The sequence below is a fragment of the Nautilia abyssi genome (assembly GCF_055388085.1).
The window spans coordinates 1,474,489-1,489,914 of the sequence record NZ_AP042376.1 but is presented as its reverse complement, the minus strand read 5'-3'; the positions used below and the strand labels follow the sequence as shown (position 1 = coordinate 1,489,914).

Here is a 15,426-nt window from a genome sequence, read left to right as displayed (position 1 = left end):
TCTTTTATTTAGAAGTGTTACATTTTGTTACTTATTGTTACTTATATTGTGCAATAAAAGTATTTTTTACTCTGCCTTTAAAATATAAACGGCCGTTTTTTAATCTTATTTGTAATTCTTCACCGCTTTTTGGATAAACTGTTACTTCATTACCCACTAATCCTTTTTCCCTGGCCAAAAGAAAACTTGCGCACATTCCTGTCCCGCATGCAAGCGTTTCATCTTCCACGCCTCTTTCATACGTTCTTACATACAGTTTGCCGTCTTTTACCTCAGCAACATTCACATTTGCATTGTGTTTATATCTTAAATCCCTGCATTCTTGTAAATCAAAATTATCAATACTGTCAATTTTAACCAAATGCGGAACACCCGTATCAAAAAGCTTCCATTCGTTCATTTCTTTAATCTCTTTGTGCGGAGTTAACTGGGATTCCACTTTATCTCCGTCCACTTCCGCTTCAATAACACCCGCAACAGTCAAAAATCTCATTTTTGCAGGTGCCAGACCGTTTATAAAAGCATAATGAGCAGCCGCCCTGCTCCCGTTTCCGCACATTTCGGCAACGCTACCGTCGGAATTGTAAAACTGCCATTCAAAATCATATTCTTCATGCGGAAGTATAACGATTAAACCGTCTGCCCCTATTCCGTTTTGACGGTCACACAGCTCTTTTGCCAATGAACTCCTGTCTTTTTTTATAAATGTATGGAAAATAACAAAATCATTTCCGCTTGCAGAATATTTATATACAACCATTAATATGTCCTTAAATATTTTTCTTCAAATTCTTCAGCGCATATAGGCATTGAATAATATTCCCCCTGAATAAAATCGCAGCCTTTGTCTATTACAAACTGTCTTTGAATTTTATTTTTCACACCCTCTGCAACTGTAAGCAGATCGAGGTTTTTGCCGAGATTAATAATCGCTTTTGTAATTATAACATCATCCCTGTTATAAGGAATATCGCTGATAAAACTCTGATCGATTTTGATTTTATCTATAGGCAGTTTTTTTAAATAAGCCAATGATGAATAACCGGTACCAAAATCGTCTATACTTATACTTATTCCGAGTTTTTTTATTTCGTTCAGCATTTTAATTGACGTTTCAGGATCATTCATAATACTTTCTTCCGTAATTTCCAGATTAAGAATTTTAGGGTCTATTTCGTATTTTTGAATAATATTTTTAACCTGCTGCAAAAACTCTTTTTTCTGAAGCTGATACATAGTTACATTCCATGACATCACCCCCGGATAATACCCTTTTAAATACCACTCTTTATACTGTTTAACGGCAGATTCAAAAACAAATAAATCAATTTTGTCTATAAGTCCCATTTCTATGGCGGAAGGGATAAAACTTTCAGGATATAAAAAGCCCTTTACTGGATGATGCCATCTAACAAGCACTTCGCTGCCGTAAAGATACTCATTTTTATCAAACTGAGGCTGAAAATATATTTCAAACTCTCCCTTTTTCAACGCTCTTAAAATATCGTCTTTCAAAGTTATGAAATTCTCGGCTTTTTTAGTAAATTCGGAATTATAAAAATTAAATCTGTCTTTACCGTCTTTTTTTGATTTATACATTGCGACATCCGCATAAACAATGAGTTTATCAAGATCCTCTCCGTTTTCAGGATACATGCTTATTCCTATACTTCCGGAAAGATAATATTTTTTATTGTTTACAACAATTTCCCTTTTTATATTAGAAAGGATCCTCTGGGCATATAAGGCTACATCTTCTACGGAATGCACGCCTTTTAAGATTATCAAAAACTCATCTCCTCCGAATCTTGAAACGATATCGGATCTTCTTACACTGCTTTTTAATCTGTCGGCTAATATTTTTAATACCTTGTCCCCTACTTTATGACCGTCTGAATCATTTATCTGTTTGAAATAATCTATATCTATAAACAATACGGCAAATTTTTCTTTTTTTCTGTTTGCTTCATAATAAATGTCTTTTAATTTCTGCATAAAACACTCTCTGTTGCATAGGCCTGTCAGATTGTCGTAGTTAGCCTGCAAAAACAGTTTATGTTTTTCTTTCTGCAGCGCATTATCGTAAACCTTAAATATTCTGTTAACGATATCGGAAAGTATATACATGATTACAAGAGTAATAATCATGGAGATCAGTGAAACGATAACAATTGTTTTAATTAGACTGTTTAAAAGCTGTTTTTGTTTGTTTTTTTTCGCAATCAGATCTTTGTTTAAACTGTTTAGATATATACCGGTCCCTATTATCATATCAAGAGGCTTGAAATATTTCACATAAGATATTTTTTCCATAGACTTGCCGTTAGGAAAATAAGCTGCGTATTTTACAAACGTTCCGTCAGGATGTTTAAGGGCCGATTTAATAATAAGCTGGACTATTTTCTGTCCGTCTCTGACTACATTCCACCTGTTTTGACCAATGTATTTATGGTTAATGTGATAAATCGTATTGCCTTTTGAATCAAATATAAAAATATATCCGTTGTCAGGCCATCTTAATTTATCCATAACGCTTTGAATAAGTTTAACCGTTTTATTTTTATCGTTCGGATTGCTTTTATACAGGGCTTCGATAATATTGTAGGTAATATTTATTCTTTTTTTAGTAGTAAATTTCAAATTTTTAAAAAAGTTCTTTTCAGTCTGTACGAGTTCTTTTTTAAAAGTCTGTTTTATTGTAAATATTGTACCGAAACTTATAAATAATATAGTCAGTAAAACCGAAACAACCGGCAAGCCTATTATAAGTCTCGGTATTAATTTCGATTTGTTTTTATACATATTTTCCGGTCTTTCTTTTTAGTGTATTATAGCATTAAATGTTTAATTAAAAATATCTGATATAATTTTAATAAAAATAAAAGGTGCGTAATGATATTAATCGCCGGTCCTTGTGTAATAGAAAGCAAAGAACAGATTTTTAAAATAGCGGAATATTTAAAACCGTACAGTGACAAATATGAATTTTATTTCAAAGCAAGCTACGACAAAGCAAACAGAACGTCTTTAAACAGCTACAGAGGCCCTGGAATTGAAAAAGGCCTGGAAATTTTAAACGAAGTTAAAGAAAAATTCGGATATAAATTACTAACAGACGTGCACGAAACCTGGCAGGTAAAAAAGGCGGCTGAGGTAGTAGACGTGCTTCAGATACCGGCGTTTTTATGCAGACAGACGGATTTGCTGGTTGAAGCGGCAAAAACCGACAAAATCGTAAACATCAAAAAAGGACAGTTTATGAATCCGGCCGATATGAAATATTCTGTCCTTAAAGTGCTGCAGACAAGAGGATGTGATGAAGCGACATATGAAAACGCTCAAAAACACGGTGTATGGCTTACAGAAAGAGGCACAACATTCGGATACGGAAATCTTGTGGTGGATATGAGAAGTTTATATATTATGAGAGAATACGCACCAGTGATATTTGACGCTACACATGCTGTTCAGATGCCCGGAGGCGCAGGAGGCAAAAGCAGCGGTAAAAGGGAATATGTGCCTGTTTTAAGCAGAGCGGCAGCAGCTGTAGGAATAGACGGATTTTTCTTTGAAACACATTATAATCCGGATGAGGCTCTAAGCGACGGGCCTAATATGATTACACCTGATACATTGGAAACAACATTAAAAGAAATTGAGTGTATAACAAATTGCAAGGAGAATAAATGAAAATAATTGAAGGAAACTTACAGTTAAACGGAAACGAAAAAATAGCTATAATAGCCAGCAGATTTAACCACCTTATAACTGACAGATTGGTTGAAGGCGCAAAAGACGCGTTTTTAAGAAACGGCGGAAAAGAAGAAAACCTGGAACTGATATTAGTCCCCGGTGCTTTTGAGCTTCCTTTCGGATTAAAAAAAGCCATTAAAACCGGAAAATATGACGGAGTGTGCTGTGTAGGCGCGGTAATCAGAGGAGCTACACCTCATTTTGACTATGTGGCGGCCGAAGCTACAAAAGGTATTGCCAATACTACTTTACAGGCGGATATTCCCGTAACATTCGGACTTTTAACAACAGACACCATCGAACAGGCAATTGAAAGAGCTGGGACAAAAGCCGGAAACAAAGGTTTTGAGGCAATGCTTGGACTGATCGAAATGATTAATCTTTACAAAGAGATAAATTGAGTTTTAATATAAAAAACACACTGGATTTTTCAATTCTGATTTCAATAATAATTTTAATTTTAACGGGAGCGTTTTTGAGATTTTTCAAATATTTTTTTACTCCCGTAACAACGGAAAAAATGACACTTTTATTAATTCCTGAAACGTTTATTGCATTGGGATTAATAACTATAAAACTTTGGAGGAAATAATGGCTACGATAACACATGCTAGAGAAGCTGTAATACAGACGCTGTATGCACAAGAAATGGGTAATGACCAGGCAATAGAGCAGTTTGAAGAAATACTGAAAGACAAAAAAGTAAAAGGCGGCAAAGCCGAATTTGCAAAAAAACTTTTAAAAGGTATTTTAGAACATATAGACGAAATTGACGAAATAATCAAAAACCATCTGATTGACTGGGATTTTGACAGATTGGACAAAGTAGACAAACAGATACTGAGAGTCGGAATATACGAAATACTGTATACCGACACCCCTTATCAGATCGTAATAGACGAAGCTGTAAAAATAGCGAAAAATTTTTCAGAAGACAAAGCAAAAAGTTTCATAAACGGTATCTTAGACAAGGTTGCCAAGGAAAAACTAGCTAATGAAAAAAATTGAAACTTTAAAAGAAAAAATATTAAGACACAATAAAGTAGCTACATACTCTATTTTAATATTTTTAACTTTTGCTTCTTTTGCCATTACCTTTTTTGTAATGTACGAAAAATATCAGACAGAAATACACTTAATAAAAAACAATTACATCGAAAATCAGAAAAACATGATGAAACATCAGGTAAATAATGTAATAAAGCTGATTAACACATTAAGAAAGGAAAAATTAAAAGAAGTAAAAAGTCTTTTAAAAATTTCCAATATAAATGCGGCAAAAATTCTTCAAAAAAATGAAAATCATCTTTATTATATTATGAATTATATCGATAAAGTAACTCCATTTGTCCACTGGGCCCTTACAGACCTGAAAGGAAACCTGATTTATAGCAGTTTAAGCGACTTTAACCATACAAAAAGAGTTAGATTAATAAAAACACTGCTGAATAAAAATATTAATCAAATGTATTTTGAACATCATACATCTCTTGGCGATAAGATTACATATCAACATATATTTGATAAATATTTACTGACAGCGGCTATGTATAAAAAAGAAATAGACCAAATGGTAAAACAGAAAATTATAAAAATTATATACAACGTAAGATTCGGTCCCGAAAATCACGGATACATATCAGTAGCCGAAATACTTAACTACAAAGGCGGAAAAAATTTTGCAAAAGTGATAGCGCTTCCGGTCAATCCCAAAATGGTCGGAAAACTTTTAAGCGACGACAAAAAAGACGCAAAAGGAAAACTTTACAGAAAAGAATATCTTAAAATCGCCAATACCACCGGAGAAGGATTTGTTACATACTGGTTTTACAAATATTCAACAAAAATAATAAGACCTAAAATTTCATATGTAAAACTATACAAACCATGGAACTGGCTCATATTTACTAGCGTTTTTGTAGACGATATAAATAATGTCATCCAAAAAAAAGAACATATGTTTAAAAAAGATTTGAAAATTTTATCAGGTCTGTATTTACTGGTATTTTTTATAATCTTACTTATTGCCAATTATATTATAAAAAAACAAAACGCTATTATCGAAAAAATAATAGACGAGTTTGAAGAAAGAATTAACACCAAAAACCAAATGCTTGAAGACCTAAACAAAAATTTAAAAAACGAAGTTCATAAAAAAACAAAAGAACTGACTAAAAACATGTTTACGGACAACCTTACAAACCTTCCTAACAGAGAAAAGCTTATCAATGATTTCGAAGACAAATACATAGCCATAATCAACATAGACGATTTCAAAGAAATAAACGACTTCTTCGGTGTAAAAGAAGGAGATAAACTGATAAAAGAATTCGGAGAGTTTTTAAATAAAATTCAAAAAACATATAAACTTTCAGGCGATGAATACGCTATTATAGAAAAAACACCCGCAAAATTGAAACATATCTCTTCAGATATTATTGAGAAACTTAAAAGTTTAAAATTCAAAATAGGAAATGAAGAAATAAAAATAAATATTACCGTAGGTATCGGAAAAACGCTCGCAGAAGCCGATACGGCCCTGAAATACGCAAAAAAAAGAAAAAAACAGATAATTGTATATAATAAAAAACTCCCTATTTTAAAGGAGTTTGAAGAAAATCTGAAATGGAAAAAAATAATAAACGAAGCAATAGAAAACGACAATGTTATACCTTACGTACAGGCTATAATAAACAACAAAACTAAACAGGTTGAAAAATATGAATGTTTAATGAGAATAAAACATAATAATAAAATTTATACCCCGTTTCATTTTCTTGAAATTGCCAAAAAAACACACCAGTATGAAGCTCTTCAAACAATTATTATTGAAAAATGCTTTAATAAATTTTCTAAACTTCCTTATAATTTTTCTATTAATCTTTCTTTAAGAGACCTTAAAAACGACCAGTTTGTCAAACATCTTACAGAAAAAATAAATGAATACAATATAGCCCATAAATTAACCATAGAGCTGCTTGAAGACGAAGAGATGATATCTGATAAAAAAGTAAATGAAGTAATTCACACTCTGTCTGAAATGGGCGTTAAAATTGCTATAGACGATTTCGGCAGCGGATATTCAAATTTTGTTTATTTAATTAAAAATTTGCCAATAAACATCATTAAAATAGACGGCACACTGGTAAAAGATATTTTAGAAGACGAAAAGCTAAAAAAACTTCTAAAAAGAATTGTAGAAATTGCAAAAGACTTTAATTTCGAAACGATAGCAGAATTTGTAGAAAATGAAAAACTATATCTGGAATTAATAGAGCTTAATGTAGACGCTTCTCAAGGATATCATTTTTCAAAACCGTTTAATATAGAGGGTCTTAAATAACCCCCTATTTTAAAATTTCAGGTTTAAACTCGTCAATAAGTTTGTTTTTATCTGTTTTAAGAAGATCTTTTTCAACAATTCTGTAAATTTTTGATCTGTTTTTTACATTGTCCAATACATCTTTCGCAATATGTTTAGGAAGAGATAAAAACACTTTTTTATCACCGTATTTGTCTATAAGCATATCTATATCTTCGGCAACTGATTTTACCGCTTCTTTATATATTTCAGCTTTTAAATTATGGTTTTCTCCGCTGAAAGCCCTGTTTAAAAATCCGGGTTTATTAGCACCTTCTATACCCGTTACGAGTTCGCTTACTCTTTTATGAGCCGTTAAAATATCTATTGATGTTATTAAATCCAATTTTATTTCGTTAGGTTTTAATCCAGCTTCCGCTTCCGGAGTTCTAGGATTTGCAACATAAGCTTTAATTTCACCAAGCGTAGCAACGATTACCAAATCACCTACTCTCATACCTTCTCCTTTAAAATGATGTATAAATATTATACATCAAAAAGTAGGCAATTTCCAACTTTTTTTATGTGCAATTACCCTAATTATCACTCCTATAATCAAAATTAATATTATATTTACATCAGTAATCCCGAAAATATATAAAAATATACTTACAAAAATACTTACGCTTCCGTAAAAATTTTCCTTTAATATAAAAGGAATCTTATTAATCAGAATATCCCTTATCATCCCTCCGCCGACTGCCGTAATAAGAGCCAAAAAAACAACTCCGTAAACGTTAAATCCCGAATTAAGCGCCACAATGCTTCCAGAAATAGAAAATGATACCAGCCCTATCGAATCGCTTATTAAAAACAGATCTTTTTTTTCAAAATCGTATTCATGCAGTTTAAAGTATATTCCAATTACTATAACGGCCAAAACAATGCTTCCGGGTATTATATTTGTAAAAGAATATATTGCCCTGTCTGCCAAAACATCTCTGATAATACCGCCCCCAAGAGCCGTTAAAAATGCGCTTATGGCAATTCCCAATAAATCGAGCTTATTTCTGACACCTATGATAAATCCGCTTATGGCAAAAGCGATTATTCCAATAATATCGGTAATCTCTAACATTTTACCCTCTGTGAATGCGTTATGGCAACCGCTATAGCGTCAGTAATATCAAGAGGTTTTATATCGGCCTTTATTCCGAGTATTCTTTTAACCATAAAAGCAACCTGCTCTTTTTTTGCTTTACCGTTTCCGGTAACCGCTTTTTTAACCTGTAAAGGTGTGTATTCGCTGAAATTTCCGTGTATCTGAAGTATTCTAAGAGAAAGCGCTCCTCTGAACTGCGCAAGTTTTAAAACTGTTTTGGGATTATAAGCAAAAAATATGTCTTCAATAGCCACTTCGTCAATGGAGCTGTCATATATCATATCGATACCTTCTATAAGCTGTGAAAGCTGATACTGAAGCTCTTTTTCCGTAATTTTTATAAATCCTGCGTCTATAAGAGTAAGTTTCGGTCTGGTCTCTATAATCGCATAACCGCATTTTATGGTTCCTGGATCAATTCCCAATATTTTCATTAAAGCCTTTCACACTATGTTCAACAATTATTCACATGCTATTCACTATGTGAATGAAATGATTTTACATTTATTCTCCGATATGATAAAATTTAATTCACATAATTTTTCACAAAATATTCACAATGTGAAAAAAAAGTTATTCACAAAGGACGCATTTGAGTATATTTAAAAAAATAAAAGATTCACTAAAAAGTGAAAACCTTGTGAATTATAATAAATTTATTAAAAATTTGGAATTTGACGAAAAAAATTCAACCTCAACACATTTAATAATAAAAGCTCCTAATATATTTATAGCAAATTTCGTAAAAAGAAAATATCTTAACAAAATAAGCGAACTGTATGAAAAAGAAACAGGCATCAAACCCAAAATAGACATAGTTACAAAGGAAATAACACATAAACCCGTAACCCTTGAAGAAATAATAGAACCTTCAACGCCAAGCGTTCTAATACCTGAATATACCTTTGAAAGCTTTATAGTAGGACCTTCAAACCAGTTTGCATATACCGCAGCAAAAAGTGTAGCGGAAAATCCGGGGAAAAATTACAATCCTCTGTTTATCTACGGAGGGGTAGGGCTCGGTAAAACACACCTTCTCCAGGCAATAGGAAATTATTTAAAAAGCTCTTTAAATGTATTATACGTTACAAGCGAACAGTTTATGAACGAATTTACGGAAAACATCAGAATGAAAACTCCTGAAAGATTTCACGAAAAATACAGAAACTGCGACGTTTTACTAATAGACGACGTACAATTTTTCGCCGGAAAAGAAAGAACCCAGGAAGAATTTTTCCATACCTTCAACGAACTCTATAACCAAAAAAAACAGATATGCCTCACGGCCGATAGACCTCCTAAAAAACTCTACGACCTTGTAGACAGACTAAGAAGCAGGTTTGAAGCGGGACTTATCGTGGATATTCAGCCGCCGGAACTTGAAACAAAAATAGAAATTATCAGAAAAAAATGCGAACTAAACGGTATATATCTTCCGGAAGAAATAATCGAGTTCATCGCAACAAAACTTGATTCAAACATAAGAGAAATCGAAGGAATGATTACAAAAATAAACGCTATGTCTAAAATTTTGGGAATAAACGAAATAACGCTTGACTTTGCAAAACAGGCACTTAAAGAACATATAAAAGACAAAAAAGAAGTAATTACTCTTGAAGATATCATAAAACTTATCGCAAAAGAGTTTAATATAAAACCTAGCGAAATAGTCTCAAAAAGCAGAAATAAAAATATAGTGGCTGCAAGAAGATGCGCTATTTACCTTGCAAGGGAATTTACAAAAGAATCAACTCCTATTATTGCAAAATATTTCGGACTCAGAGATCACAGTGCAGTTAGCCACGCTATTAAAAGTTTTAATAAAAAACTGAAAGAAGACAGCGAATTCAGAATAAAAATTGAAGAGCTTAAAAATAAAATCCAAATAAGAAAAAGTGAATAAAGTGAATAAAAAAGTTTTTCACATTCACCCGTTTTTTTTAGGTATAATGGGAAAAAAGTTATCTTTTCACATTTTAACGCGTCCTATTATTATTACTATTTAAATTTAAATAAGGAGAAAGAATGCACATCAAAATAGAAAAACCGGTAATCGAAAGCATCTTAAACCAGATAATACCTTTTACCGAAAAAAAAGACAACACCCAGATAACATCCCACATACTCATTAAAGCTAACGAAAAACTGATACTAAAAGCAACAGACAAAGAAATCGGAATCAAAGTAGTGACAAACGCTGAAATATTAGATTCAGGAACAATAACAATAAACGGGAAAAGATTTTTGGATATTATTAAAACACTTCAAAACAAAGAAATAGAAATCAAAACAGAAGATAATCAGATAACAATCACACAAGACAGCTCCATTTATAAACTGACATCATTTAATGCAAGCGAATTTCCTGAATTTCCAAATACGGACGAAATGAGCAAAATCGATATAGAAATAGAAGAATTAAATAAAGCTATTAAAAAAATCTATCCGGTAATAGACAACAACAACCCTAAATATGAATTAAACGGTGCTCTTTTTGATCTGAAAGACAAAACAAACTTCGTTTCAACAGACACCAGAAGATTAGCCGTATATTATTCAAACGCAAAAGCAAAAGAATCAAAAATAATAGTTCCTAAAAGAAGTATAGCTGAAATAAAAAGAGTAATCAGAGACGATATGGAAATTTTTTATGACGATGTATATTTAATTCTTAAAAACGGTGAAATTATGTTTTTCACCAAACTTATAAACGGAAAATTTCCTGCATACGAAAAAATAATTCCTCAAAGCTTAAAATATGAGCTTTCAATACCAAAAGGAGAATTCTTATCACATTTAAAACAGGTAAGTATTATTTCAAACGAAGTAAAAATTACAATCAATACAGATAAAATTACTTTCGAAAGTATAAGCGACGAAACAATGCAGGCAAAAACAAGCTTCGAAATCAACACTCCTTTAGAAGAATTTACATTTGCGGTAAACAGCAGATATATTATGGACTTTTTAAATGTAATTGAAAGCGATACATTTGTACTGGGTCTTAATGAGCCGAATATACCGTTTATGCTAAAAGACGATAATTTCATAACAATAGTAATGCCGCTTAATATTTGATATAATATTAAAAAATGACTCAAAAGGAATTTAATGAGCGATTACGGTGCTAAGAATATTAGAGTATTAAAAGGTCTTGAGGCAGTAAGAAAAAGACCCGGAATGTATATCGGGGACACTTCTGTAAAAGGTCTTCATCATTTAATTTATGAAGTGGTTGACAACTCTATTGACGAAGCAATGGCTGGATTTGCCAATGAAATCAAAGTAAAAATTAATAAAGACGGAAGTGCCGAAATTTCAGATAACGGTAGGGGTATTCCGGTTGATATCCATCCTGAAGAAAAAATTCCTGCGGCAACCGTTGTTTTAACGGTTTTACATGCCGGAGGTAAATTCGATAACAAAACATATAAAGTTTCAGGCGGTCTTCACGGGGTAGGGGTTTCAGTAGTTAACGCTCTTGCCAAAAAACTTATAATGACTATTAAAAGAGACGGAAAAATATGGAGACAGGAATTTGAAAGAGGTAAACCCGTTACAGATCTTGAAGTAATAGGAAATACAAACAGAACAGGCACTACTATACAGTTCTGGCCGGATGACGAAATATTTGAAACTACTACTTTTAAAAGCGAAATACTTCAAAAAAGATTAAAAGAACTGGCTTACCTGAATCCTAATATAACTATCAAATTCGAAAATGAAAACGACGGTGTTAAAGAAGAATACCACTACGAAGGCGGTATTAAAGATTTTGTTAAAACATTAACCAATAAAGAATGTATAAGCGATGTCGTTTATTTTAACGATCATTACAGCGACGAGGAAAAAGCTCTTGATGTTGAGGTTGCTCTTTGTTATGACAGCGGATATGACGAAAAAGTATTAAGTTTCGTTAATAATATCAGAACTCCGGAAGGCGGTACACACGAGAGTGGATTTAAAGCGGGGCTCAGCAAGGCCGTAATAAATTATATCAATAAAAATATGAAGTTAAAAGAAAATATTAAAGTAACCGGTGACGACGTAAAAGAAGGTCTTAATGCAATTGTCAGCGTTAAAATGAGCGAACCTCAGTTTGAAGGTCAGACTAAAGGTAAACTCGGAAGCTCATATGTTAAACCTATTACTCAAAAAGTTACTTATGAATATCTTACGAGATTTTTTGAAGAAAATCCTAATGAAGCAAAACTTATAGCCGAAAAAGCAATTGCAGCTGCAAGAAGCAGGATTGCAGCCAAAAGAGCCAGAGATCTTACGAGAAAGCAGGCAAAAGTAGGTGTAGGTACGCTTCCTGGAAAACTTGCGGACTGTCAGAGCAAAGACCCGGTTGAAAGCGAATTATATTTAGTTGAGGGTGACAGTGCGGGAGGAAGTGCAAAACAAGGAAGAGACAGAGTATTCCAGGCTATTCTTCCATTAAGAGGTAAAATATTAAATACCCAAAAATCTACTGACGCAAAGGCTCTTAGTTCAGAAGAAATTAAAAACATAATCACTGCACTCGGAACCGGGATAGGCGAAGATTTTGATATTGATAAAATAAGATACAATAAAGTTATAATTATGACGGATGCCGATGTAGACGGAAGCCATATCCAGACGCTTATTATGACATTTTTCTTCAACCATTTAAGAGAAGTTATTGAAAACGGATATCTTTATATCGCACAGCCGCCTCTTTACAGATACAAAAAGGGTAAAATTGAAAAATACCTTAAAGACGACAAAGAACTGAATGAATTTTTAATAGAGCAGGGTATAAACTCTATCGATATTACGGGTGTAGGAAAGCCCGAACTTAAAGAGCTGTTAAAATATGCGGCACTTTACAAACTGCTTCTTGACAGACTTTCAAAAAGATTCAACATCCCTGAGGTTATAAGATTTTTAATTGAAAACGGAAACTTGGAAGAACTTCCTAAATTCCTTGAAAGTCTTGGATTTAATATTATTTCAAAACATGACGATCATTATTATATTCAGACAAACAGAGGACTTGAAGAGATTACAATTGACGATAAACTTCTTAACCATCAGCTTTTTGTAGAAGCTAAAAAAGTTTATCAGAAACTTCAGGAATATAAAGATATAATTGACAGAGATTATTTGGAGCTACTGGATGAAGTTGTAGAAAAAGCCAGAAAAGGTGCCCATATCCAAAGATACAAAGGTCTTGGTGAGATGAATCCTGAACAGCTTTGGGAGACAACAATGAATCCTGAAAACAGAATTCTTATCCAGGTTACAATGGAAGATGCCGAAAAAGCCGCTGAAAAATTCGAGTTGTTCATGGGAAGTGAAGTAGGGCCTAGACGTGAATTTATCCAGGCTAACGCAAAAGAAGTAGAAAATATTGACGTATAAGGAAAATAATGAGTGAAATCAGATACGGTGAGAAGGAAATTTTAGAATTCAATCCAGAAAATATGGAAATATGGCCGAATAAACATAAGAAAAACTATTTAATCAAAATTACTCTTCCCGAATTTATGTGTAAATGTCCAAGAAGCGGTTATCCTGATTTTGCGACAGTTTATCTTGAATATACGCCTGATGAGTGGGTAGTGGAATTAAAAGCCCTTAAGCTCTTTATAAATTCTTTTATGAACAGATACATTTCCCACGAAGACAGTGCAAATGAAATATTCGATACGCTTTATAATAAGCTTAAACCCAAATATATGAAAGTAACAATGGATTTCAATCCGCGCGGCAACGTTCATACGGTAATAGAAATAGACAGCGATAAAATCTCCAAATAACTCTCTTTTTTTTTATTTGTAATAAATCTCTTTTAATGTTAAAATATAGTAATATAATTTAAAGGATTTTGATGATTGTAAAAGCGCTTGAGAGCAGATACAAACCGACCGATATAGCCGTAGGAAGTGCGAGGAGCTGTTATTTCGGTAAGCATATTGTGACACCTGAAAGTGCGGCTGAGTGGGATAAAAAGAATGATTTGCTAAATTCCATATTTAAAGCCGGGCATCATACGACTCTAATGCATTATAACTTTACGTTTTTAATTGAAGGTATGAGCAGGCTTTTAATCTGGAGGCTTTTGCACGCGCATCCTTTTTACAATTCCGAGCAGGTAAGCCAGAGATACGCCAAAATGAAAATAGAAAATTTCACTTACCCGAAAAACGCGGACAGGGAAAAGTGGCAGAAATATTATGAAAATATGTTTTTTTATTATGAAGAACTTATTTCAAGACTGACTCCGGAAATTGAAAAAGTACTTCCAAAGTTTAAGAAAAAAGAAGCGAAAAAAAGGGCCCAGGAGTTTGCAAGATATCTGCTGCCGATGGGTATGAACGCGCATCTTTACCATACCGTAAACATCATTACGGCTTTAAGATATATAAATGCCGTAAAGGTGATACCGGAGGCAAAAGCTGAAGCTGAAGAGTTTGTATCTCAAATGAAAAGGGAAATGCTGAAAATTGATGAAAATTTGGCTCCTTTAATAGAGTTTGCCGAAAATGAAGAAGCAGTGTTTCCGAATATTGATATAGAAAAAATTAAAAAGGCAAAAAACGTAACCAAAAAGGTTGAGGTGTTTGATATAGTGGATTACGATTTTGAGCTCAATGCCAATTATGCGGGAGTGCTCAGAGTTTCAAACATTTATCTTGACGAAGCGATACTCGGAAGCTTTAATTCTTATATTAAGCTGTCTTTAAGCGCAGATGCTCAAAACCAGCGTCACAGACGCTCACCGGCAGTTAGACCGAAGCTCGAGAGTATTTACAAAAGAGATTTTTATATGCCGAAAATATGTAACAGTGTAAAAGAGCTTTATTTAAGGGCTGTTGAGTATTCGTATGATTTTTTTGAAAATCAAAAAGAAACATTAGGTTTCGGCGAAGCGGCGTATGCTCTTCTTAATGCACATAATATTGAAATAGTAGAACACAACGACTTTCAGGAATTTGCGCATAAAGCTCAGATGAGGCTTTGCTATAATGCCCAGGAGGAGATATTCGATATAGTTTACGCACAGGTGGAAGAGCTTAAAAAAGCCGGAGTTAAAGCGGCTGAAAAATTCATGCCTCCTTGTACACTGAGACATCAGGAAGGTATAAAACCTGTATGTCCTGAAGGAGACAGATTCTGCGGTACTAAAGTGTGGAAAATGGATTTTGAGGAGTATGAAAGAATAATTTAGCTGCCTCTCATT

The 15,426-nt window shown here is 33.2% G+C and carries 15 protein-coding genes; 10 read left to right on the top strand and 5 right to left on the bottom strand.

What is annotated here, in order from left to right:
• Positions 1–37: 37 nt before the first annotated feature.
• Positions 38–760, bottom strand: a complete 723-nt coding sequence (gene dapF, locus ACZ5EP_RS07775) for a diaminopimelate epimerase (RefSeq protein WP_464508655.1) — start codon at positions 758–760, stop codon at positions 38–40.
• Positions 760–2,802: an EAL domain-containing protein gene (locus tag ACZ5EP_RS07770; protein ID WP_464508654.1), complete on the bottom strand. Its 2,043-nt coding sequence runs from the start codon at positions 2,800–2,802 to the stop codon at positions 760–762. The genes dapF and ACZ5EP_RS07770 overlap by 1 nt, the downstream gene beginning before the upstream one ends.
• Positions 2,803–2,892: 90 nt before the next feature.
• Between ACZ5EP_RS07770 and kdsA the strand changes: the two genes are divergently transcribed.
• The 5 genes from kdsA to ACZ5EP_RS07745 are packed head-to-tail and all read left to right on the top strand — an operon-like array spanning position 2,893 to position 7,096.
• On the top strand, positions 2,893–3,690 hold the full coding sequence (gene kdsA / locus ACZ5EP_RS07765; RefSeq protein ID WP_464508653.1) for a 3-deoxy-8-phosphooctulonate synthase: 798 nt from the start codon (positions 2,893–2,895) through the stop codon (positions 3,688–3,690).
• A complete protein-coding gene (gene ribH / locus ACZ5EP_RS07760) occupies positions 3,687–4,154 on the top strand; it encodes a 6,7-dimethyl-8-ribityllumazine synthase (protein ID WP_464508652.1) in 468 nt (155 codons plus the stop codon). Before kdsA ends, ribH begins: the two co-directional genes overlap by 4 nt.
• Complete coding sequence (locus tag ACZ5EP_RS07755) at positions 4,151–4,345, top strand: hypothetical protein (protein ID WP_464508651.1); 195 nt, start codon at positions 4,151–4,153, stop codon at positions 4,343–4,345. Before ribH ends, ACZ5EP_RS07755 begins: the two co-directional genes overlap by 4 nt.
• On the top strand, positions 4,345–4,761 hold the full coding sequence (nusB, locus tag ACZ5EP_RS07750; protein ID WP_464508650.1) for a transcription antitermination factor NusB: 417 nt from the start codon (positions 4,345–4,347) through the stop codon (positions 4,759–4,761). Before ACZ5EP_RS07755 ends, nusB begins: the two co-directional genes overlap by 1 nt.
• The gene (locus ACZ5EP_RS07745) at positions 4,748–7,096 is read left to right on the top strand and encodes an EAL domain-containing protein (protein ID WP_464508649.1); all 2,349 of its coding nucleotides are present in this window, start codon (positions 4,748–4,750) and stop codon (positions 7,094–7,096) included. Before nusB ends, ACZ5EP_RS07745 begins: the two co-directional genes overlap by 14 nt.
• Before the next feature lie 4 nt (positions 7,097–7,100).
• Here the strand turns inward: ACZ5EP_RS07745 and ACZ5EP_RS07740 are convergent, their stop codons facing one another.
• Genes ACZ5EP_RS07740 through ruvC form a run of 3 tightly spaced genes read right to left on the bottom strand, consistent with a single transcriptional unit; the run spans position 7,101 to position 8,650 of the window.
• A complete protein-coding gene (locus ACZ5EP_RS07740) occupies positions 7,101–7,571 on the bottom strand; it encodes a hypothetical protein (RefSeq protein ID WP_464508648.1) in 471 nt (156 codons plus the stop codon).
• Positions 7,572–7,607: 36 nt separating this feature from the next.
• Positions 7,608–8,192, bottom strand: a complete 585-nt coding sequence (locus tag ACZ5EP_RS07735) for a trimeric intracellular cation channel family protein (protein ID WP_464508647.1) — start codon at positions 8,190–8,192, stop codon at positions 7,608–7,610.
• Positions 8,186–8,650, bottom strand: a complete 465-nt coding sequence (gene ruvC / locus ACZ5EP_RS07730) for a crossover junction endodeoxyribonuclease RuvC (RefSeq protein WP_127682087.1) — start codon at positions 8,648–8,650, stop codon at positions 8,186–8,188. Before ruvC ends, ACZ5EP_RS07735 begins: the two co-directional genes overlap by 7 nt.
• A gap of 158 nt (positions 8,651–8,808) precedes the next feature.
• Between ruvC and dnaA the strand changes: the two genes are divergently transcribed.
• The 5 genes from dnaA to ACZ5EP_RS07705 all read left to right on the top strand — a co-directional run bounded on the left by dnaA (position 8,809) and on the right by ACZ5EP_RS07705 (position 15,414).
• Positions 8,809–10,119 (top strand): chromosomal replication initiator protein DnaA, encoded by a 1,311-nt coding sequence (gene dnaA, locus ACZ5EP_RS07725; protein ID WP_127679129.1) that lies wholly within the window; start codon positions 8,809–8,811, stop codon positions 10,117–10,119.
• Between the two features lie 122 nt (positions 10,120–10,241).
• Positions 10,242–11,294, top strand: coding sequence for a DNA polymerase III subunit beta (gene dnaN / locus ACZ5EP_RS07720; RefSeq protein ID WP_464508645.1), 1,053 nt, complete (start codon positions 10,242–10,244; stop codon positions 11,292–11,294).
• A gap of 33 nt (positions 11,295–11,327) precedes the next feature.
• Positions 11,328–13,604 (top strand): DNA topoisomerase (ATP-hydrolyzing) subunit B, encoded by a 2,277-nt coding sequence (gene gyrB, locus ACZ5EP_RS07715; protein WP_464508644.1) that lies wholly within the window; start codon positions 11,328–11,330, stop codon positions 13,602–13,604.
• An 8-nt stretch (positions 13,605–13,612) separates the two neighbouring features.
• Positions 13,613–14,002 carry a preQ(1) synthase gene (queF, locus tag ACZ5EP_RS07710; RefSeq protein WP_464508642.1) on the top strand — a complete coding sequence of 130 codons (390 nt, stop codon included), beginning with the start codon at positions 13,613–13,615 and terminating at the stop codon, positions 14,000–14,002.
• Between the two features lie 71 nt (positions 14,003–14,073).
• Positions 14,074–15,414 carry an FAD-dependent thymidylate synthase gene (locus ACZ5EP_RS07705; protein ID WP_464508641.1) on the top strand — a complete coding sequence of 447 codons (1,341 nt, stop codon included), beginning with the start codon at positions 14,074–14,076 and terminating at the stop codon, positions 15,412–15,414.
• Positions 15,415–15,426: the final 12 nt, after the last annotated feature.